At 39.2% G+C, this 19,624-nt stretch carries 21 protein-coding genes; 11 read left to right on the top strand and 10 right to left on the bottom strand.

Translation table 11 applies throughout. The features are described 5' to 3' along the window. Positions 1 to 7: 7 nt before the first annotated feature. The 6 genes from ACYSNQ_RS12305 to ACYSNQ_RS12280 all read left to right on the top strand — a co-directional run bounded on the left by ACYSNQ_RS12305 (position 8) and on the right by ACYSNQ_RS12280 (position 3,111). Positions 8 to 439 (top strand): hypothetical protein, encoded by a 432-nt coding sequence (locus ACYSNQ_RS12305; RefSeq protein ID WP_426083767.1) that lies wholly within the window; start codon positions 8 to 10, stop codon positions 437 to 439. Then, positions 429 to 1,139: a hypothetical protein gene (locus tag ACYSNQ_RS12300; RefSeq protein WP_426083765.1), complete on the top strand. Its 711-nt coding sequence runs from the start codon at positions 429 to 431 to the stop codon at positions 1,137 to 1,139. Before ACYSNQ_RS12305 ends, ACYSNQ_RS12300 begins: the two co-directional genes overlap by 11 nt. 266 nt (positions 1,140 to 1,405) lie before the next feature. Continuing rightward, on the top strand, positions 1,406 to 1,756 hold the full coding sequence (locus ACYSNQ_RS12295) for a hypothetical protein (protein ID WP_426083764.1): 351 nt from the start codon (positions 1,406 to 1,408) through the stop codon (positions 1,754 to 1,756). A gap of 12 nt (positions 1,757 to 1,768) precedes the next feature. Further along, positions 1,769 to 2,293 carry a hypothetical protein gene (locus ACYSNQ_RS12290; protein WP_426083762.1) on the top strand — a complete coding sequence of 175 codons (525 nt, stop codon included), beginning with the start codon at positions 1,769 to 1,771 and terminating at the stop codon, positions 2,291 to 2,293. Between the two features lie 83 nt (positions 2,294 to 2,376). Further along, complete coding sequence (locus ACYSNQ_RS12285; RefSeq protein ID WP_426083760.1) at positions 2,377 to 2,730, top strand: hypothetical protein; 354 nt, start codon at positions 2,377 to 2,379, stop codon at positions 2,728 to 2,730. A gap of 168 nt (positions 2,731 to 2,898) precedes the next feature. Continuing rightward, positions 2,899 to 3,111 carry a hypothetical protein gene (locus ACYSNQ_RS12280; protein ID WP_426083758.1) on the top strand — a complete coding sequence of 71 codons (213 nt, stop codon included), beginning with the start codon at positions 2,899 to 2,901 and terminating at the stop codon, positions 3,109 to 3,111. Between the two features lie 301 nt (positions 3,112 to 3,412). Here ACYSNQ_RS12280 and ACYSNQ_RS12275 read toward each other — a convergent pair whose 3' ends face one another. From ACYSNQ_RS12275 to ACYSNQ_RS12250, 6 genes are all read right to left on the bottom strand, one after another. Then, positions 3,413 to 4,393: an aldo/keto reductase gene (locus ACYSNQ_RS12275; protein ID WP_426083756.1), complete on the bottom strand. Its 981-nt coding sequence runs from the start codon at positions 4,391 to 4,393 to the stop codon at positions 3,413 to 3,415. Positions 4,394 to 4,708: 315 nt separating this feature from the next. Next, the gene (locus ACYSNQ_RS12270) at positions 4,709 to 5,743 is read right to left on the bottom strand and encodes an ABC transporter ATP-binding protein (protein WP_426083754.1); all 1,035 of its coding nucleotides are present in this window, start codon (positions 5,741 to 5,743) and stop codon (positions 4,709 to 4,711) included. Then, a complete protein-coding gene (locus ACYSNQ_RS12265; protein WP_426083752.1) occupies positions 5,724 to 6,575 on the bottom strand; it encodes an ABC transporter permease in 852 nt (283 codons plus the stop codon). Before ACYSNQ_RS12265 ends, ACYSNQ_RS12270 begins: the two co-directional genes overlap by 20 nt. Then, the gene (locus ACYSNQ_RS12260) at positions 6,575 to 7,378 is read right to left on the bottom strand and encodes an ABC transporter permease (protein WP_426083750.1); all 804 of its coding nucleotides are present in this window, start codon (positions 7,376 to 7,378) and stop codon (positions 6,575 to 6,577) included. The genes ACYSNQ_RS12265 and ACYSNQ_RS12260 overlap by 1 nt, the downstream gene beginning before the upstream one ends. Positions 7,379 to 7,380: 2 nt before the next feature. After that, positions 7,381 to 8,202 carry an alkaline phosphatase family protein gene (locus tag ACYSNQ_RS12255; protein ID WP_426083747.1) on the bottom strand — a complete coding sequence of 274 codons (822 nt, stop codon included), beginning with the start codon at positions 8,200 to 8,202 and terminating at the stop codon, positions 7,381 to 7,383. Continuing rightward, positions 8,192 to 9,286 (bottom strand): ABC transporter substrate-binding protein, encoded by a 1,095-nt coding sequence (locus ACYSNQ_RS12250; RefSeq protein WP_426083745.1) that lies wholly within the window; start codon positions 9,284 to 9,286, stop codon positions 8,192 to 8,194. The genes ACYSNQ_RS12255 and ACYSNQ_RS12250 overlap by 11 nt, the downstream gene beginning before the upstream one ends. A 304-nt stretch (positions 9,287 to 9,590) precedes the next feature. On the opposite strand from ACYSNQ_RS12250, the gene ACYSNQ_RS12245 reads away from it, so the two are divergent. Beyond that, on the top strand, positions 9,591 to 10,373 hold the full coding sequence (locus tag ACYSNQ_RS12245; RefSeq protein WP_426083743.1) for a PHP domain-containing protein: 783 nt from the start codon (positions 9,591 to 9,593) through the stop codon (positions 10,371 to 10,373). 119 nt (positions 10,374 to 10,492) lie between these two features. Then, complete coding sequence (locus ACYSNQ_RS12240) at positions 10,493 to 10,747, top strand: hypothetical protein (RefSeq protein ID WP_426083741.1); 255 nt, start codon at positions 10,493 to 10,495, stop codon at positions 10,745 to 10,747. A 135-nt stretch (positions 10,748 to 10,882) separates the two neighbouring features. Here ACYSNQ_RS12240 and ACYSNQ_RS12235 read toward each other — a convergent pair whose 3' ends face one another. The 3 genes from ACYSNQ_RS12235 to ACYSNQ_RS12225 form a co-directional block, all read right to left on the bottom strand. Next, positions 10,883 to 11,509 (bottom strand): hypothetical protein, encoded by a 627-nt coding sequence (locus tag ACYSNQ_RS12235; RefSeq protein ID WP_426083739.1) that lies wholly within the window; start codon positions 11,507 to 11,509, stop codon positions 10,883 to 10,885. A gap of 51 nt (positions 11,510 to 11,560) precedes the next feature. Then, the gene (locus tag ACYSNQ_RS12230) at positions 11,561 to 12,754 is read right to left on the bottom strand and encodes an MFS transporter (protein ID WP_426083737.1); all 1,194 of its coding nucleotides are present in this window, start codon (positions 12,752 to 12,754) and stop codon (positions 11,561 to 11,563) included. Between the two features lie 406 nt (positions 12,755 to 13,160). Next, entirely contained in the window at positions 13,161 to 13,613 is a 453-nt protein-coding gene (locus tag ACYSNQ_RS12225) for a DUF1801 domain-containing protein (RefSeq protein ID WP_426083735.1), read from the bottom strand. 278 nt (positions 13,614 to 13,891) lie between these two features. On the opposite strand from ACYSNQ_RS12225, the gene ACYSNQ_RS12220 reads away from it, so the two are divergent. The 3 genes from ACYSNQ_RS12220 to ACYSNQ_RS12210 all read left to right on the top strand — a co-directional run bounded on the left by ACYSNQ_RS12220 (position 13,892) and on the right by ACYSNQ_RS12210 (position 18,207). Then, entirely contained in the window at positions 13,892 to 15,613 is a 1,722-nt protein-coding gene (locus tag ACYSNQ_RS12220) for an ABC transporter ATP-binding protein (RefSeq protein ID WP_426083733.1), read from the top strand. Further along, positions 15,613 to 17,430: an ABC transporter ATP-binding protein gene (locus tag ACYSNQ_RS12215; RefSeq protein ID WP_426083731.1), complete on the top strand. Its 1,818-nt coding sequence runs from the start codon at positions 15,613 to 15,615 to the stop codon at positions 17,428 to 17,430. Before ACYSNQ_RS12220 ends, ACYSNQ_RS12215 begins: the two co-directional genes overlap by 1 nt. 132 nt (positions 17,431 to 17,562) lie before the next feature. After that, positions 17,563 to 18,207, top strand: coding sequence for a MarR family winged helix-turn-helix transcriptional regulator (locus tag ACYSNQ_RS12210; RefSeq protein ID WP_426083729.1), 645 nt, complete (start codon positions 17,563 to 17,565; stop codon positions 18,205 to 18,207). A gap of 293 nt (positions 18,208 to 18,500) precedes the next feature. Here the strand turns inward: ACYSNQ_RS12210 and ACYSNQ_RS12205 are convergent, their stop codons facing one another. Then, positions 18,501 to 19,613, bottom strand: coding sequence for a Gfo/Idh/MocA family protein (locus tag ACYSNQ_RS12205; RefSeq protein ID WP_426083727.1), 1,113 nt, complete (start codon positions 19,611 to 19,613; stop codon positions 18,501 to 18,503). Positions 19,614 to 19,624: the final 11 nt, after the last annotated feature.

Here is a 19,624-nt window from a genome sequence, read left to right as displayed (position 1 = left end):
GAAAGAAATGGATAAAATTGAAGAATTCATTGTATCTTTTTTTCAAAGTAATTCTACTATTGCAACGGAACACCTAGATTTTTTTATCGATAAAGAGACTTTTAACTATTTAGATACAATAGTAACTATGAATAAAATCAAAAAATATATAACAGAAAAGCAGTTAGATGATATAAAAATAATCGGAAGAATTAACTGTGGAACCTCTGAAAGGAAGCAGGTTTGGAACCAAGAATTTTGGAGACTGGTTGATGTAAGTATCGAACCTCCATTAATCGTTATTGGTAGAAGACCTAACCTTTCACCCTATGATTTTATCGAAAAATTGGATCATCCTATGTCGAGCGACTGGCAAAATTATTCAGTAGTTATCCCAGATGAAAATAGATTCAGCCGTTATCTTCTAATAATGGAAGGAGAGCACGAATATGCTTTATAATAAAGATTTCCTTAAAAATCTAAATAATGATTTTTCTTTAACTGTTCCTGTCTCTGACCTCCTTCAAACACAAAGATACACATATAAAGACATTCTAACCCTAATTAATGCTATAGAAATAGAATTAGATGATACGTTATTTTTAAAATGTTCTATAAGCTCTGAAATAGAGATGGATACAACTAACTTAGATAACTTTCTTGCTCTAGAAATAGATACTGAATGGGAAATTCCAAGAATAGAAATTGGTTCTCAGCTAATTTGCTTTACTGATAAAAATAATCGATTACTTAATATTCCTTCGTTATCAGAAAACTTGGTAGCCAGCTACTCAAGTGAAGATGAGGCCAAATTAACAATTATGTCAAAAGCAGTTTATTTAACAAGGCAAGTAAACCCTGAGATTCAACACTTTTTAGGAGAGATTGCGCAAGGAGATATTTATTTAAGTGACTGGCTTGCTATTTATAGCAAGACGACTCTAAGAAAGATGATACAGTTCTTATTGAATAATCATTTTGTCTTTGCTGTTTATAAGCAACCATCTAAAGACTTTGATTATATTGAAATCATTCCAGCCCTCTCATGGAACAACCTTTTAAAAGATGAAACAATTGAATTTTCCGAAAAAGGTAGAACCGCATTTATTAATAATCATTTAGGTGTAGCATTATCGTCACAGGTTCAAAATTTTAAATAGCTGAATACTTCATACCCAATAACTTAAGACAGTAGTTGTTATTCCAAACTTTTTCATGGTAATAATCTGCCAGCTTTTAATACTTCTGGGAAAAAATATACTCCATAATGGGATAAGGAAGAACTTGAAAAAATTAGACAGGTAATGAACAGTGGCATGGAAATATTTGAAGAATCTTCCACTTATTATTAATCGTTTAATTTTGTTTTCTTCACCTCTAATTAATAAAAGAACTTTGAAACGTTAAAAATGAAGGATGAGTGAAAATGAAAATAGAACATGTCCTTTTGGAGCTATTTACTAATGATGAAATAGATGTTGAAGAACTAGTGGCATCTCACAAGCTAATTGATGAATTACATGAAGGGACAGTAAAATATGCCATTGCTGAACATGAATTATCCTACGCAGGCAAGAATGGCATTGTTTGGGATATTGAAGACTCTATCGGCTTTGGGGGAGATATGGATGCTGAATCAAGCTTAACAGATTATGAAGAGATGAACAAAATTCTTATTAATGAATGGCATAAAATCAGCCAAAAAAAGATTGATGAAGCCTATGAAGAATACATGCAAGTGAAGAGACAAATTCTTAAAGCTAAAACTGAGAAATAAAGGTGTGGATAAATGCGTGTATGGATTAAAATACATCAACCAGTTATTGATTTGGACTACAGAGAGTTAGCTGAAAAAATGTGGTTTCATAGCTTTCTTGGTAAAGAATTAGAACTATCCCACGAAGGAAATTCTGAATGGTTGAAGGATAATTATACTCTTAGTTTAAAATGGGACAAATGGGATAATGATAGTAGATGGGCAAGTGAAGAAAACTTAAAAGGTACTCCAGATGAACACATTTCTTTAAACCCAATAAGAGATAAAAAATATTTATATTTTGAAACAGATCATATTGATATACTGACTGTAGATAAACGAGCATTATACATCATGGTTCAAGAATTGGCAAAGACAGTCGAAGGATTGATAAGTGAGGATGGAATGAAGACTTGGTTAACTTTAGAGGAGTTTCAGAAAAAACATAAAAATTTACTCACAATCCCCTTTGAAGAAGCAAATGAAATAAGCCTGAAGGAAGCCAAACATTTCCAGTTTGTTGATGAACCCTGGGATAATGAGGTTATTTACGATTAAACGAATATTTACAGTGTTACTCTTCTTTTTTAATACAACTAGTTCATTATCTCCAATGCCGTTGAAATGAGAGGAACTTAACTATGGAAACTAGAATTAAACATGTTTTATTAGAAATTTATTATCAAGATGGATTAGATTTAAACAAACTATTCAGTGATGAAACCGGCTGGGAAGAGTTAGTTGCCAAAGGGGTATCATTTACTGTAGCAGATTACGAACTAGCCTACGCAGGAAAAGACGGCATTGTTGAGAAGTTAGAGGATTTCGTTGGCTTCGGAGGAGAGATGGATGTTGACTTAGATAATAAAAATTACGAAGCACTCAGAAAAAAGCTCCTTGATGAGTGGACACGTATTAGTCAAAAAAAGATTGCGGAAGCTTATTCAGAATATATGCAGATCCGGGAACATATTTTAAGAAATAATGACGATTAATTATTATGACAACTACTAATAATTCTGATGAACATATGCTCTCTAACTGGATAAAGAATATCTTTAAAAATCAGACAAAAAATAAACGATGAAATTGAATTATTTAAAAGCCTCTCTATCAGCCTAAAAATTTATGCAATAGATTCTTTCTTTTACACTGATAAAGCAGTGTATGTACCAGAAGGAAAAAAATTAAAAATTACCCTTCTCGATCAATTTAAAAATAATCGTATGGAAGAAAAATTTGAAAATCTTTTACTATGTCTTGATGAAAAATTTGATAGAGTCAATCCAGATGACTTAAGGATTCCCTTAAAAGGCATCCCATTAGAAAATGTAGAACCTGATGATGTTACCTATGGCAGATACCTGTTTGAGTAAAGACCACAATCTTTAAAGATAGAGCTAAAATTATCGTTAATCCTACTACAGATTCTGTATCTTCCAGATGCTTCTCCTAATAATTTTTTTACCTTCAACATAAAACAGTTGTTTCTTACCAAGAGTGAGTACAGATATGATTGAAATTTCTAAGCGCTACACCAAAATCAGTGTTCACAAATGATTTTGGGTGTAGAGCTTATTACGTTGTTTCCACTAGATAATGTGTAAAAAAATAAAGCTAGCTAAAACACACGAAACATGCTTTAGCTAGCTTTATCTCTAAAAACTTCTTTCCTGGTTAGATAGCACCAACAACTCTGTGAGGAATATAGGCTTCTTCCAGATAAGCAACCTCATCCGCAGTGAGTGTCAAGTCAATTGCCGGCAACGCATCCAGCAAATGACTTTCCTTAGTTGCGCCGATAATCGGTGCAACGACTGCTTCTTTTTGAAGCAGCCAAGCTAATGCAAGCTGTGCTCGAAGTACTCCGCGATTTTCAGCAAGTTCAGCTACCCGCTTCACAATCACTTTATCCTGAGCTTCAGTCGTATCGTATTTCGATTTCGCCGTTTCATCTGTTAGAAAGCGTTTAGTCGTCGCTTCCCAGTCTCTGGTCAAGCGTCCGGCTGCCAGCGGGCTGTAAGGTGTTACTGCGATTTTTTGATCTGCACACAGCGGCAGCATTTCTCTTTCTTCTTCCCGATACAATAAATTCAAATGGTTTTGCATGGAAACAAATTTTGTCCAACCGTTTCTCTCTGCTGTTGCCTGTGCCTTAGCGAATTGCCAAGCATACATTGCTGAGGCTCCGATATAACGTACTTTACCAGATTTCACAAGGTCGTGAAGAGCCTCCATCGTTTCTTCAATCGGTGTATGGTAATCCCAGCGATGAATGATATACAAATCTACATAATCCATACCCAGTCGTTTTAAGCTTTGATCAATCTGATGAAACAGTGCTTTTCTGGAAAGTCCTCCGCTGTTTGGTGTTTGCTTCATTTTCATGTAAGCCTTCGTTGCTACTACGATTTCATCTCGGTTCGCATAATCTTTTAACCCTTTCCCAAGAATTTCTTCACTAGCTCCGTAGGAATAAATATTCGCTGTATCGAAAAAGTTAATCCCCAAATCCAATGCTTTTTTTATGACCGGCAGACTTTCTTTTTCTTCCAGTACCCACTCATGAAAGCCACTGGCTGGATCACCAAATCCCATCGTACCTAAACAAAGCTTTGAAACATCCATACCTGTATTACCAAATTTTACATATTCCATAATAAAGCCTCCTATTTTTTTACTTAATAAACGCAATTGCAGTCGATTTAAGGGTTCAGCTCTTATTGTTTATCCTACACCCTGAAGTTGACTATAGGTCAAGCCTTTTTATGTATTTTATTTTTGCAGCCTATCACTACTCACCGACTATTCTGATAAAAAAACAGGTCAGAATCCTCTTTTATTCATAGTTATCCAAAACATTCTATCGTTTTAGGAACTCTACAATACAGAGATTTTCTGAACTTTGCTTTTATATGTTTAGGGGAATCCACACAACTGGGGAAGATGTGCTTGTAGTATTTGACTAGAAAATCAACTGTATTCTGCCAAGCTTTCCGGCTGAAACTCAATAGGCACACTAAGAATATCATCCCGCTTTACATAGAGTGCTTTTGAAATGCTTCTCTCTGATTTGTCATTCAGCCGATCGACCACGACTTCTTTTTGATCCTTTGTCACAAAGATATAGCGTTGAATGTTCCCTAAAATAAATGTTTCTTTTAACTTAACGGGAATTTTTAAACAGTCTTTTTGCTGTTCAAACTGAATTAGTTCCGGACGCAGATAATAGATAAACTGATTATCAAAGCTGCCCTGTTCTTCTTCATAGCGGGTCAGTTCAAACCATTCAAACCGATTATAGTTACCGATAAATTCGGCGACAAATGGTTTTTCCGGTTCCTGATAAAGTGCTTCGGCTGAAGAGCTTTGAGCAATCTTTCCAGCATCAAGAACAAACACACGGTCACTAATCCGCATGGCCTCTTCCTGATCATGGGTCACAAAAATCATGGTGATTTGAAGCTCCTGTTGAATTCTTCGCAAATCCTGTTGTAGCTGCTTTCTGATACGGGCGTCCAAAGCACTTAACGGTTCATCCAACAATAAAACCTTGGGCTCCGTCACTAAAGAGCGGGCTAGCGCCACCCGCTGTTTTTGACCTCCGGAAAGCAGCTGAACATTCTTTTCAGCAAACTCTGTCATATCTACCAAATCAAGAATTTTGAAAACCCGTTCGTCAATTTCCTCCTTACTTAGCTTCTTCACCCTTAAACCAAACGCTACATTTTCAAACACACTCATCGTTGGGAACAACGCATAATTCTGGAAAACAAATCCGATATTCCGATCTTTGGTCGGCTTTGTTTGAAGCTCTTCCCCATCTAAATGAATCGTACCGGTTTTTGGCTGCTCTAATCCTGTGATACAACGCAGCAGTGTAGATTTTCCACAACCGCTGGGTCCCAATAGAGTGACTAATTCACCTTGTTCAATAGTCATCTCATCAACTGCCAAAATCTGCTTTTCTCCAAAAAATAAAGTCAAATTACGAATGCTCAAGTACATTTTCCACGGCTCCTCTCATCACTGCTTTTTCTTCTTTCGCTGCTGTCTGCCGCTGTCTTACCAGCTTTTTCTGACGATTAGTAATCGTAAAGGTCAACAGGGCAATCCCTACAAGAAAGCCTAAATACAGCACCATGACCGCACTAGCCAAATGACCGTTTTCATTCATTCGCCGTATCATATAAATGCGGATAGTTTCGAAACGTCCGCCAATCAAAAGATTGGTCAGCATGTACTCGCCAAAAACGGAAGAAAAAACCATTAAAGATACTAATGTAGTGCCGATTCGCAGATTAGGGAATAGAACTTTAAAAATAATAGTCGACATCGGTGCGCCCAAAGTTGCCGCAGCATCAACTAGCTCTTTCATATTAATTAAACGCAGCTGATTGTTAATCCCGAGAAAGACAACTGGCAGAGCGCTGATAAAAAGGGCACCAATCAAGATGATGAACATCGGCACACTGGTTTTGGCATAGGTTCTTAACAAAGCTGTAATAAGAATAACCCCGGGAATTGCATAAGGCAGCAGCACAAACTTTTCCATCATGCGGCTGATTTTTGGAAAAAACAAATGAATCCAGATAATGGTTGGAATCATAATCAAAAGAATTGCAGCCAAGACTAAGCCTGCCAACAGCAGTGAACGGCCTGCTGCTTCAATAAACTTCTGATCAGAAAACAGCTGTCCAAACCAGTGAAGGGTAAAATCATCAGGCAAAACCGTTTTAGTCCAAGTTGTTGAACTGGCGTAAAGAATTGTACCAATCAACGGCAGGAAATAGTAGATGGCAAACAATACTAGAATACCGGTTGAAAGTCTTTTTTTCATTACCACAGCACCCGCCCTTTTCGTTGAATCAGAATCATCCCGCCAACTAAAATTAATCCAAATAGCACTGCTAATGCGCTACCGAGATTTGGTTTGGCAAATACATCGCCGGGCACCAGAGCAGCGATACGAATCGTTAAGAGGTTTACATTGCTGCTGGTCAGGGCATAAGCTGTCTCGTAAGTCCCCATACCATTGGCAAACAATATGACAAAGGTGCTGGCAAGGGACGGACGCAGAAAAGGCACAGCTACCTTTCGCCAGGCGTAAAGCTTAGAGGCGCCTAAAAGCTCGACAGATTCCAGCCATTCTCTTTTTACTTCCCGTATACTTGGATATAGAAACAAAAGTCCTAAAGGAATCTGAAAATAAACATACGTAATCGTTAAGCCCCACCATGAGTACAACTCAAAATCAGCTAAAATCGGCAGCAGCAATTTCAGCACACCAACATTTCCCAGTAAAATAATAAAAGAAAAAGCTAAAGGGATTCCGGCAAAGTTTGCCGCCAGATTAGAAACAAAGGTGATTTTTTCCTGTGTCTTTGCGGATAGGTTAATTAAACATAAACACAAAATGACTGCACCAATAATTCCCAGTACACTAGAGAGGCAAGCAATAAGCAGGCTGTTCCAAAAGGCCTGTGTATAGTAGGCGTTTGCGAAAATGGTGGTGTAGTTGGACAGTGTCCATTGCCCTGTCAGGTCCGAATGGAAGCTGCCGATAATCATGGAAAACAATGGGATAATCAGAAAGGCGGCAAAGATAAAACCCATCGGTAGTAAAACCAGCTTCTTATTCATTCTTATCCCTCCACAGCTATTTCTAAACCAACCATTTCAGCAGAAGGTTTAATCCCTAACAAAGAACAGATTAACGGCGCTATTTCCAGCTGCTTCACAATTTCTGGTAGCTCTCTGCTGATTTTTTTCGAATAGATATACAGCGGAACCTCGCGATGAGCAGCTAGATTGCCGCCATGCAGTCCGAACTCATCCATGCCATGATCGGCAGTGACAATAATCTGATACCCCTTCTCAAGCCAGGCTGGTATAAATTCACCTAAAAGATTATCTGCCTGATTAACCGCCCACTGATACTCTTTTGAAGCAGCCGTGTACTTATGACCGATATCATCAATATTCATTGAATGAACGAGTAAAAAATCAGGTGAATCACTGTTAATAATATAATTGGCGTCAGCAAATAAATGAGAATCTGGATAGGTATCCTCGCTATAAAAAATCCCGTGCTGTATCTGCTGGTCTGCATCCTGTTGAATTCGGTCTTCCCGAATATTATACGGCGCTCGATTATACAGCTCACTGTACCAATAATAGGCCGCAGCTCCAGTTGTTCCACCACTGTTTTTTACCAACTGGAAAATGGAGGTCTGTGTTGACCGCTGACTATAGGCATTTGTATAGATACCATTTTTATAGGTAGGCACACCGGTCATTAATACTTCATACAGGGGTCGGGAATTGCTGGGCATTTCCGCCTGTACCTTCGTTAATACAGCTTGGTTGTGTTCTACTAAATGATTCAGAAAACCGCACTGGGCGGCTGCGGTATCATACCGGCAGCCATCCAGAATAATCAGAATCAGTTTGTCTTTATTTGGCATAGGCCAACACCTCTGATTGCCACAGCTCAGGTAAATCAACAGATGTTTTATCCCATGCTGCATTATCTTTGACTGGCACTGCTGCTTGATACGCAGAATCCGGCAGCAGCTTTTCAGCAACCTCTGCAGGCAGCTCTACCTCTCGTATTGGCCGGGCATACCCTCTCGCCAGATTGATTTGGCCTTCATCAGAAAGAATATACTCTCTAGTCAGCTTAGCAGCATTAGGATGGGGTGCATTTTTATTGATGATAGTTGTATAGCCGCTAGTTACAGAACCATCGTTGGGAACATTTACCGTAAATCTTTTAGCATCAATTTGATCTCGGTAATTCAAGCCGTTAAAGTCCCAGACAATCGCAACATCTACTTCACCCTTCTCCAAATTTGCTACACTTGCGTCTACAGATGAGAGTCTGCCCTGCTCCGCAAGCTTTTTAAAATAAGCCAAACCAGGCTCTATTTTCTTTTCATCGCCATTGTTCGCGACGGCTGCTGCTAAAACCGCAAACTGAGCTTGATTGGCAGTTGTCACATCGCCAACACTAACTTTATAGTCTCCACTCAGTAAATCAGCCCAGCTTTCAGGCGCTTTTTTTACATTGTTCGTGTCGGTTAGAAAGGAAATCGTTCCAGTATAGCTTAGCAGCCAATCGCCATTATCATCTTTCGCCCAATCGGGAATCTCATCCCAATAGCTGGTTTTGTAGGGTAATGTCAGTTCTTTGCTTTCTGCCAACGGGCCAAAGCTAATACCCACGTCGCCAATATCGGCTGTACCGCTAGTCCCTTCAGATTCAAACTTAGCCAGTTCTTCTGCACTGGACATATCCGTATCTACATGGGTTAAGCCGTATGCCTTTTCTATATCCTGCCAGGTACCAATCCAGTTTGCCCAAGTATCCGGCATCCCCACACTGGCAACCTCACCTTCTTTTTTTGCCTTTTCAATAATCGTTTCCAAAGTGTCCTCTTCTGAGGAAAGATTTGCCGCACTACTGTCCTTTGACCCACAGCCCGACAATGCAATCCCTAGCCCAGCTAAAGCAACCAGTCCAATTACTTTTCTCTTGTTGTTTTTCATTTTTTTGCTCGCTCCATTTCTTTTTGCTGTTTTGTTTGAAAAAAGCCAACCAATGATATTTACTATGAGGCTATTCCTGTTTGATTCAGCCTCAGTGACTTCACTTTAACAAAGCACTGTTAAAAGAAATTCAACTTTAAGAAAATTTCCAGTAAACATTGTAAAAATCGTATTGAGTTTGAAAGGTTTATGTTAAGCTCCATTTGATAGCCTAGACAGATTTTGGCTTTTCTAAACATCCATTAGAAAAAAATCGCCCTTTTGCCTCATCTGTGATAAGGTAGAAAAAAAAGGAGGAGCAGCTATGAACTATTATGATCAGCATTTACACACATACTTTTCTTTTGATTCTGAGGAGCACTTCGAAAACTATTTGACCTACCAGCCGGAGTTTTTCGTTTCTACCGATCATTTTGATCTTAAAAACCCCTGTTCCCAATTCAAAGACGACATTCCTGATTACCCTGCCTATACAAAAAAAATTGCTGAATTAAGCAATCAGGTTGAAACTGTATTTTTAAAGGGAATCGAAATTGGTGTAGTTCCAGGACAGGAAGAAACGATTAAGAACTATCTAAACCAGCATTCTCACGATTTAAAATTGATGAGTATTCATCAAAATGGTCAGTTTGACTATATGGATGATGTGGTTTTGACAAAGGACAAATTTATCGTTGCTGAAGAATATTTTACTCAGATGAATCAGGTTCTGGATCGGTTCCATGAAGGGGATATTCTCACCCATTTTGAGTACGGCTTGAGGAAATTTGACTTTTCTGTCGAAGAATTGATGCAGTTTGAGACTTTGCTAAGCGAAATTTTCAAAAAGGTTATCGATTTGGAGATGGCTGTCGAGCTGAATGCAAAAAGCTTTGTTAAATACAACAATGCTCACCTTTACGAATATGCCATTCCTTTGTATCGTTCCTTAGGCGGAGAACTTTTCACATTGGGGTCTGATGCCCATGTTGCAGAAGACTATCGTTTAGGCTTTGACCCAATGTCTGCACTATTGAAAAAACACAATGTGGAACAGCTGGTGGTCTTCCAAGGAAAAGAACGAATCTTTACCCCGTTGCCGGATTAATTCTTTTTCTAGCCCGTTTCTTCTATACAGCTCATTTGAATCAACACGTCAAATTATCCTTTCTATCACTCACAGAGTATGATAGAATAACTTATATTTTTTAGAAAGGAGTACGAAAAATGAAAAAGGCAAATTTTGTTGTTGTATTTTTTTTGGTAGTGGTTCTAATTTCTTTTATTGCTTTTTTATTTAGCTTCCAATCTTTTTGGAGCAGTATCTCATACCTGATTGTGCCATCACCGGACAGCTATAGGACCAATGAAGATATTTTTAGAGAGTTGATTTCAACTGTACCCATGCTGCTGTTAACTTCAGCCGTTGCATATTTTTGCTTCAAGCAGGGTTTAAAATATTACAAAGAACCGCAGAATTAAACTTTAAAATAAAAGAAACGTCCGACATTTTTATGCTCTTGGACGTTTCTTTTATTTATGGAGAGACTTGACTGACACCCTAATTTTTATAGCCGCTCTTATTTATAAATCTTTACGCTACTACACCACATTGGTTCATTTTTTCTTCCACTTCTTTGTACCAACCCAAACAGTATCACCATTCACTAGATACAATCGATCATCTTTTCTTTGTTCAATTCGATACGCTGACTGTTTAATTGACTCTACTTCTGCTTCAGAATAAAGTCCGCTAGCTACGTCTTCCAGCAATTCGCTCCCATACCAAACATCTGCACGGATACCTTCTTCCCATGAGAACTCAGCCGCCTTTTCAACAAACAATGTCTCCGGGAGCGTCTGTCTGTTCTTCAATTCTTCAAATGTCTCATCATAGGAGTGATACATTTCTTTAAAACTAACCACAATCTGTGAACGAATAAAATCCTTTTCAAATAGCCATACCTTTAAATAATAAGGTGTCTTGTAGGTTTCCATTGTCTGCTGCCATGAATCATAAATTTCCAGCAGGGCTTCAATAATTAACCGTTTATACCAAAAGGGTATTGAGTAACGCCTTAAAGAGTAGAACGGATGAATCCAAGTTTTTACATACTCCCTATGATTCTTCTCTAAAACAGCTAAATCCAACTGGATATAATAGTTTTTCCAAGTCTCAATCTCTTTAACCTTTCTTTTCCACCCTCTTATTTTTCTTTTACTAAAATCAAAGCGTTCAGACATCATTTCACCTCTTTTTATAACATATATAACTCTTCTTCAGATCATATTCAACTAGATTTTTTCTTTACCGCCGAGAAAAATATATAAAATAACTCCTGCCAGCATAATGACAATTGCTACAATAATCGCCGCCATGCCAGCGAATATTCCATAGTTTGTTGATAAAATTCCCGTAACGATTGGCATTGTAATGCCGCCGACTCCGCCAATAATCAACAGCCAGCCCATCGCCATTGGATACTTGCGTATCGCTGGACCAGCAATGGTCATTGCGGTTGGATAGATTCCGCCCATAGAAGCCCCTAAACCAAATATTGCCAAGATGATTACATAATAATTTTGTGTGGACAGCAATAGAAAATAAAACACGCTGGCGCCAATACTAATCATCAACAGTAGACGACTGCGCTTCAAACGGTCTCCGTAAAAGGTACAGAACAAGCGTCCAACTAAAATAGCCAACCAGAGTAAAGAGGCCAGCATTTGTCCCTGTTGAACATTCATGATATTAGCATCTACAAAATATTTAACCAGCCAGCCGGTAATTGCGGCTTCTGCACATAAATAAAAGAAAAGAATCAGAACGGTATTCCAAAATAATTTATCTTTGAAAAAACCATACCCTTTTGCTTTTGAAGCCGTCTTAGCCTGCGGCTTATCATTTTCAAGCGGCATCCTTGAAAACATCCACTGAGAAACTAAAATCAGTAGAATAATAATCAGACAGCTAATCTGCCAGCCCTTGGTCCCAAACAAAGATGTCGTTAGAATCACCAGAAACGGTGCCAGTAATGCGCCTATCGCAAACAAGCTGTGTAGAAAATTCAAGGCGGCCGGACTACTATTGGAAACATCATTCACTGTCTTATTATTAAAATTAGAGATACTGCCGCGGCTAATCCCTGTAAAAAAGAACGCCAGCAACAACAGCCATGATTGATCTGTCAAAATAATCAGTAAAAAACCGACAACCACAAAGCTGCTTAAAAAGAGAATCGCATTTTTACGCCCTAGATAAACAGGCAATATTCCAGCTACAAGCCCTGCCAACAAATTTCCCGCCTGATGGCTGGAAATCAGCATCCCGCTGACCGTATCGCTTAAATCATACGCATCACTTAGCAGCGGTAAAATTGAACCGAAAATCATCGCATATAGACCATTAATAAAAAAGATAAAAAAACAACATTTAATTATATACTTGTTTGTTTCGCTTAACTCCTGATAAAATGAATTTTTTAACATACTAACAAACCCTGCCTAATCCTATGATATTTTTTCGAATAACTTACTTTTCAGATAATAGCTCCATTTGCATTATTTCCTAATAAGAAATTACGATTTCTAAAAAATAAATAGTTCACTACTATCATAGCCCAAATAAAAAGGAAAGCAAGTCTTTACTGACAAAATAAAAGCAGCTTTTCAGGTCTAGGAACCACAAATACCTCCATATCAGACTTTCTATCATTCAGTCCAAGTTGGAGGCAATAATTATACTATTATGTCTGTGGATTCTACTCGCATATAATTTCAGGCAAGGAAAATTGATAGAGTCAATTAGCTAATACAGTTTTATCTGCACTGAATCTCCTTTTACTATATTGGATTGGCGGATTAATCCGCCAATCGAAAAAACGCATTTATTCCCTTAGCCATTTCTATTAGTCACAAACTTTTCGTAGGAAGCAATCCATTCCTCCATTGACATTTTAGTGACTAGTTCACCGATTAAATCATAGGGGATTTTTTTTGAATTAGTAAATCGAATACAGCTTTTCCCCATATTCAGTTTTGTCGGCATTTCCTCTGCGTACCGTTTTTGAAACCATTCCAGCAGTGGTTTATTCCCCATGATTCCCATGTGATAAAGGGCAATATGCCGTTTCTGAGCGGCAAGACCAATAAAAGGAACTGGTTCATCTTTTCTGTTCAGATAACCATCAGGATACACAGACAAGGGAACATCATAGCCAATCATTCCATAGCTGAATCCCAGTTCAAATCCTTCAGGGATATTTTCTTTAACAACGTTAAACAAGTGCAGAAAATCCTCACGCCGTTTATCATCTACATTCAATAAGTACGCATCTACTTCTTTCATGACTTCATTCCTTTTTCAATTAGATAATTTCCTTTTTATTTCTCCATTAGAATATCACATCCTCTGCCAGAAGAGATACATAAATGATTTTAAAAAAAATGCTCTAATTTTTAAATCTTTCTCTAATTTTAGAAAGGTACCTAAATATTTTTAGTAAGGTACTTGACTTTTTCCGAAGGTACCTGTATATTATTTTGAGTAAGGTACCTTATCAAATTCGAATAAAGAAGAAAATTTGTAGTAATTCAAGTTTTATAGAAAATGACGGAGGAAGAACAATGCTTAAAATAATTAAAAAAATGTCAATCAGTAAGGCCGTTGTAGCTATTGTCTTTTTATTAATCCAGGCTGGCTGCGACTTGTACATCCCTACACTGACTGCCAATATGATCAACCAAGGCGTGGTTGCTTCAGATATGAACGCCATCTTGCGTATCGGCGGAATTATGCTGAGCTTTTCTCTAGCCAGCTTTGCTGCAGCACTTTTAAATACCTATCTTTCTGCACAAGTATCTTATCGATTAGGGAATGATTTAAGGGAGGCAATTTATAAAAAGATCATCGCTTTCTCCAATGTAGAATTTGATCGTTTTAGCGCCTCCTCCCTAATTACCAGAAATACCAACGATGTAACTCAGGTACAAAACTTGGTGGAAATGGGCTTAAAGTTTTTGATTTTAACACCCATTTATCTAGTTGGCGGGCTTTACCTTTCTTTTCGGTTGAGTGCAGCGCTAACTGCTCCCTATCTGCTAGTCGTGCCAATTCTTTTGGGAATTGCTTTTCTAATTTTTCATTTTACAAATCCACTCTTTGAAAAAATGCAGAAAAGTATTGATAATCTGAACCGGATTTTTAAAGAAGGAGTCACCGGAATTAAGGTTATCCATGCCTTCAATAAAGAGGAAGCAGAGTATGAGCGTTATGAAGCAGAGAACAACAGCTATACAAAAGTCTCGATTCAATCAAATAGTGTGTTGAATTTCTTAATGCCGTTCATGTCACTAATCATGAGTCTTGTGACTCTTGCAATTACCTGGCTGGGTGCAGGTCTTATTGATGGCGGCTCAATGGAAATCGGGACATTGATTGGTGTAACTGCTTATACAACTCAAATTTTGATGGGTGTTGCTTTACTGACAAATATCGTTTCTTCTATTCCACGAGGACAGGTTTCAGCTAGGCGCATTAATGAAATTTTGGATTTGCCGTTAACAATCAAAGATGGAACAGAAAATATCCAAGCAGCAGTTAAAGAACCTACCCTTGTATTTGACCAGGTTTCATTCAAATATAGCGGTGCCGAAAAAGAAGTTTTCCACCATCTTTCTTTAACAGTAGATCAAGGAGAAAGTTTGGCAATTATCGGCAGCACTGGCTCTGGAAAAACAACCCTAGTAAATTTACTTTCCCGTTTTTATCCAATAGACAATGGTCAAATTCGTTTATCCGGACAAGACTTGAAAGACTTAAAAGAAGAACAGCTTCGAGAGAAAATCAGCTTGGTCCCTCAACGAAATACCTTATTTTTTGGATCGATTCGTGAAAATCTGCGGATTGCCAAAAATGATGCAACAGATGAACAGATGTGGCAGGCTTTGGAACAGGCACAGGCAGCGGATTTTGTTCGTGCCGGAAGCGGATTAGATACCCCTGTAGAAAAAAACGGCGACAACTTCTCCGGCGGACAAAAGCAGCGGCTTTGTCTAGCACGCGCTTTTCTAAAGGAAGCAGCCATTTATATCTTCGATGATTCTTTTTCTGCTCTGGATTTCAAGACGGATGCTTTGATTCAGCAGAAGCTTAAAGAAAACTTCCAGCAGTCAGTCAAAATAATTGTTGCTCAGCGGATTGCAACAGCTAAACACGCTACTCGAATTTTGGTTTTAAATGAAGGTCAGGTTGTCGGCTATGGCAGTCATGAGGAGCTAGCTGCTGGAAATCCTGTTTATCAGGAAATTATGCAGTCACAAACAGAAGAGAAAGGGGCGGCAGCCTAATGACAAAAAAAGAAATGGGTAGAGGCGGAATGAGACACGGAGGGTTAATTGAGAAGCCAAAGAAACCCTGGCAGACAATTAAACGCCTCATGAGCTATGTTAAAGGCAGTACCTGGCTCTTACTGCTAGTTGTCGTTCTTGCAGTCAGCGGAACCATTATGCAGGTGCTTAGTCCTCAAATTTTGGGACAAGCGACAACTTTGATTTTTGCAAATGTCAGTGCTGGAAACCAGATTCAATTTATACGATTAAGCCAGATTTTATTAACTGTCACTGCATTATATATTGGGAAATTCATCATAGATTTTCTGCAGTCAACAGCTATGACCGTTGTTTCCCAAAAAACAACACAGCGCTTGCGGAACGATTTAAAAAGGAAAATCAATACACTATCCAGCGGCTACTTTGACAAGCATTCCAACGGCAATCTAATGTCAATTGCGACTAATGATATGGATAATATTGCTACAATGCTTCAACAAAGCATCACACAGTTGATTGCCAGCGTAATTTTAGTCGCGGGGACCATTTGGATGATGTTAACAATCAGTTGGCAGCTAACGTTGGTTGCTTGTCTGACTTTACCGGCGAGCATCCTAGTTGCTAAGGTGCTAACCCCTCGAACACAGAAAAATTTCCGGGCCTATCTCAAAACACAAGGTTCACTCAATGGTCAGATTGAAGAAGCCTTTAACGGTCACGAAGTCATCAAAAGCTTCAGTAATCAGCAGGAATCAATTGCAGACTTCAAAAAATTAAATGATTCTATGTACGAAACCGGCTGGAAATCTAAATTTTTCGGCGGTTCCATGATGCCGGCGATGATTTTCTTGAAAAATTTTGTTTATGTTATCATCGCTTCGGCCGGTGCCTGGCAGGTCGCTGCTGGTGCTATTTTAATCGGGAATTTGCAGGCATTCTTACAATATTCTTCACAATTCTCACAGCCAATCAGTCAGTTTTCGCAAATTTGGAATGGACTATTGTCTACCGTTGCCTCCGCTGAACGGGTTTTCGCCGTGATGGATGCAGAAGAACGGGCTATTTATGACCAGCAAGCTTTTCCAGATCAGCCAATGGATACTGCAGAAGTTCATTTTGAACATGTACAGTTCGGCTATACTCCGGATCACTTAGTTATGAAGGACTTCTCTCTAGCCGTCGATAAGGGTGAAATGGTTGCCATTGTCGGACATACGGGTGCAGGAAAAACAACACTCGTTCATCTGCTGCAGCGCTTTTATGAAATATCCAACGGTAGTATCCGCATCAAGGGTAAAGATATCCGCAATCTGAGCCATGAAGAGCTGCATAAAAAAATCGGTATGGTGCTGCAGGAAACCTGGCTGTTTTCTGGTACGATTTATGACAATATCCGTTACGGCAATCCGGGAGCAACTGACGAACAAATTTATGAAGCAGCCCAAGCGGCTTTTGTTGATGATTTTGTCCGCAAGCTGCCGGAAGGCTACCAAACCGTTTTGAATGAAGAAATCAGCAATATTTCTCAGGGCCAGCGGCAGCTGATTACCATCGCCCGTGCCTTCCTTTCTAATCCTGAGATTCTGATTCTCGACGAGGCAACATCAAATGTCGATACACGTACAGAGCTGTTGATTCAAAAAGCCATGCGCAAGCTGTTGAAAGGAAGAACCAGCTTTGTTATCGCTCATCGACTATCTACGATTTATGATGCAGATGAAATTATTGTCATGGATCACGGAGACGTAGTAGAAACCGGCACGCATGCAGAGCTCCTGGCATTAGATGGTGTTTATGGCGATATCTACAACAGTCAGTATCAAGGAGCTGCTTAATACACTTGGAAACACATAGTTAAAATTAGTAAGGTACTTGACTTTTATCGAAGGTACCTTTATAATATAATTCATAAGGTACCTGACAGGTATCTTAAAACACATAACTTATACTACTAGGAGGAATTCTCGATGACTGAATACGAATCGAATTTTTTAGAAAAATATCTATACTTAGAAGGATTACTGCACCGCTACTTTGGATGGAAACGTAGAGAACAAGGACCTCATGCCAATCCGCATAAAGGACAGGGACGGATTTTGAGCATTCTAAAGCTTCAACCGGAAATTACCCAAAAAGAAATGACTTTTTTATTGGATATGCGCCCACAATCCTTGGGAGAATTACTGAATAAGCTGGAAAAAGCCGGCTTCGTTACTCGGGAACCTGCTGCGGAGGATCGCCGGGTAATGGTAGTGAAACTCACCGATGCCGGTGCTGAGGAAGCAGAAAAAATGAATGCTGCTGAGGAAGAAACTATTTTTGATGTGCTAACAGAAGAAGAACAGGAGCAGTTCACAGCGATTATTGACAAGCTGACAGCTGCTGTTGAAGCAGAGATGCCGGAAGACGCAGGACGTCGTCCAGATATGCGCGGTTTCGGTGGCTTTAGAGGCCACCGCGGTGGTTTTGGTCCAAACGGGATGGAAGATTTCAGACCTGGCGGTAAAGGCTTTCCAGGGTTTGGACCTGCTCACGGCTCATTCCATCAGCACGGCGATCATCGCCGGCCTTTTGAGGGCTTCCCAGATGCCCCTGTTGACGGCGAGGAATAAACACTTCCAAAAATTTTTATAGAAAGGAATGAAGGCGATGTTTAGTATTATAATTTGGGCACTATTCGGTGAACGCATTAACAGCTACATCGATTCTTTATAGCCCTTTGTATAAATAATGACTCCTCTATAAAATAAAGCTGCACGAAACCATTGTATCCGAAAAAACAATAGTTTCGTGCAGCTTCTTTATTTTTCCCCTTCAGTTGTTCCTCTTTTTAAAGAACTACTTGTTCCACGACTGCATCGTGCTTTTCAATTTACTTTTGACACGCTCTAGCATTCCTTTTTACTTATACTAGCGCTTTCGAAGTCTCTCGTTTCATTTCCGCTGCGTCTATGTCTCTAAGCAGCTTTTCCTGACAATTGTCAACGCTACTCTGCTCACCCTTGGACAAAATACTTTCAATTAATTCCAGTACATAGCGTACCTCTTCATTTTTTACAATTGGCTCTGCCCCCTGGCGAACTACTTCATAAAAATTTTGATAAAAAGATGGGAATGTCTCCAAAACTTCCGGCATCGTTAAAGCTTCAGTTGCCTCTTTTGAAGGCGGGGCCATCGTTTTAGTCAGCCCCACGCCAGCTTGTATCGGCTTCGGCGTCTGCTGCTCCTTACCGGTTGCCCGAATCACCTCACCAGACAAATCCCAGTCCTCGATTTTCGCTGTTCCTGCGGTTCCTTTAACGTACCAGCGAGGTAAATTCACGTAATTTGTTGTACCTACCTCTATAAGAGCCCGCACACCGTTCTCAAAGATTAGATGCACCATAAACCCGTCATCTACCTCATCCCCAAGAATATAACTCAAATCGCTGTAGCAGGCTTTAATCGGACTATCAATCAGCCAAAGAAGCTGGTCAAACAAATGGACACCCCAATCTAAAACCATGCCTCCTCCATGTTTCTTTAAATGGCGCCAATCACCTGGAATCCCGTTTCCGCCATGAACCCGTGATTCAATTTGAAATAGCTCGCCAATCTGCTGTTTTTTGTACAATTCACGAATAATCAAAAAATCCGGGTCCCACCGTCGATTTTGATGAACCATAAAGATATTCCCAGTTTCTTCAGCAACAGATAATATCTCGTCAAGCTCTGCAACATTTAATGTTACCGGCTTTTCACAAACCACATGTTTTCCTGCCCTCAAAGCCGTAACCGCTAAATCTTTATGACTGTCATTCGGTGTAGCAATCAAGACAGCTTCAACAGCTTCATCAGCCAGCAATTCTTCGAGATCTGAAAAGCAGTACCAGCCTTTTTCTGCTGCAGCTTCTTTCCGATCCGTTAAAATGTCGTATATGCCGACAACCTCAATTGCTGTTTCATTTTTAAGAATTGTTTCAACATGATAGGAACCCATACCGCCATAACCGATTACTGCTAATTTTATCCCAGTCATTTTCTCCCTCC

Source organism: Enterococcus sp. LJL51 (genome assembly GCF_054871795.1).
This window is presented reverse-complemented; position numbering and strand designations above follow the sequence as displayed.

Bases quoted from the DNA above. Each gene is read 5' to 3' on its own strand.
- ACYSNQ_RS12305 (WP_426083767.1), top strand. From the start codon at position 8: ATGGATAAAATTGAAGAATTCATTGTATCTTTTTTTCAAAGTAATTCT.
- ACYSNQ_RS12300 (WP_426083765.1), top strand. From the start codon at position 429: ATGCTTTATAATAAAGATTTCCTTAAAAATCTAAATAATGATTTTTCT.
- ACYSNQ_RS12295 (WP_426083764.1), top strand. From the start codon at position 1,406: ATGAAAATAGAACATGTCCTTTTGGAGCTATTTACTAATGATGAAATA.
- ACYSNQ_RS12290 (WP_426083762.1), top strand. From the start codon at position 1,769: ATGCGTGTATGGATTAAAATACATCAACCAGTTATTGATTTGGACTAC.
- ACYSNQ_RS12285 (WP_426083760.1), top strand. From the start codon at position 2,377: ATGGAAACTAGAATTAAACATGTTTTATTAGAAATTTATTATCAAGAT.
- ACYSNQ_RS12275 (WP_426083756.1), bottom strand. From the start codon at position 4,393: ATGGAATATGTAAAATTTGGTAATACAGGTATGGATGTTTCAAAGCTT.
- ACYSNQ_RS12270 (WP_426083754.1), bottom strand. From the start codon at position 5,743: ATGTACTTGAGCATTCGTAATTTGACTTTATTTTTTGGAGAAAAGCAG.
- ACYSNQ_RS12265 (WP_426083752.1), bottom strand. From the start codon at position 6,575: ATGAAAAAAAGACTTTCAACCGGTATTCTAGTATTGTTTGCCATCTAC.
- ACYSNQ_RS12260 (WP_426083750.1), bottom strand. From the start codon at position 7,378: ATGAATAAGAAGCTGGTTTTACTACCGATGGGTTTTATCTTTGCCGCC.
- ACYSNQ_RS12255 (WP_426083747.1), bottom strand. From the start codon at position 8,202: ATGCCAAATAAAGACAAACTGATTCTGATTATTCTGGATGGCTGCCGG.
- ACYSNQ_RS12250 (WP_426083745.1), bottom strand. From the start codon at position 9,286: ATGAAAAACAACAAGAGAAAAGTAATTGGACTGGTTGCTTTAGCTGGG.
- ACYSNQ_RS12245 (WP_426083743.1), top strand. From the start codon at position 9,591: ATGAACTATTATGATCAGCATTTACACACATACTTTTCTTTTGATTCT.
- ACYSNQ_RS12240 (WP_426083741.1), top strand. From the start codon at position 10,493: ATGAAAAAGGCAAATTTTGTTGTTGTATTTTTTTTGGTAGTGGTTCTA.
- ACYSNQ_RS12235 (WP_426083739.1), bottom strand. From the start codon at position 11,509: ATGTCTGAACGCTTTGATTTTAGTAAAAGAAAAATAAGAGGGTGGAAA.
- ACYSNQ_RS12230 (WP_426083737.1), bottom strand. From the start codon at position 12,754: ATGTTAAAAAATTCATTTTATCAGGAGTTAAGCGAAACAAACAAGTAT.
- ACYSNQ_RS12225 (WP_426083735.1), bottom strand. From the start codon at position 13,613: ATGAAAGAAGTAGATGCGTACTTATTGAATGTAGATGATAAACGGCGT.
- ACYSNQ_RS12220 (WP_426083733.1), top strand. From the start codon at position 13,892: ATGCTTAAAATAATTAAAAAAATGTCAATCAGTAAGGCCGTTGTAGCT.
- ACYSNQ_RS12215 (WP_426083731.1), top strand. From the start codon at position 15,613: ATGACAAAAAAAGAAATGGGTAGAGGCGGAATGAGACACGGAGGGTTA.
- ACYSNQ_RS12210 (WP_426083729.1), top strand. From the start codon at position 17,563: ATGACTGAATACGAATCGAATTTTTTAGAAAAATATCTATACTTAGAA.
- ACYSNQ_RS12205 (WP_426083727.1), bottom strand. From the start codon at position 19,613: ATGACTGGGATAAAATTAGCAGTAATCGGTTATGGCGGTATGGGTTCC.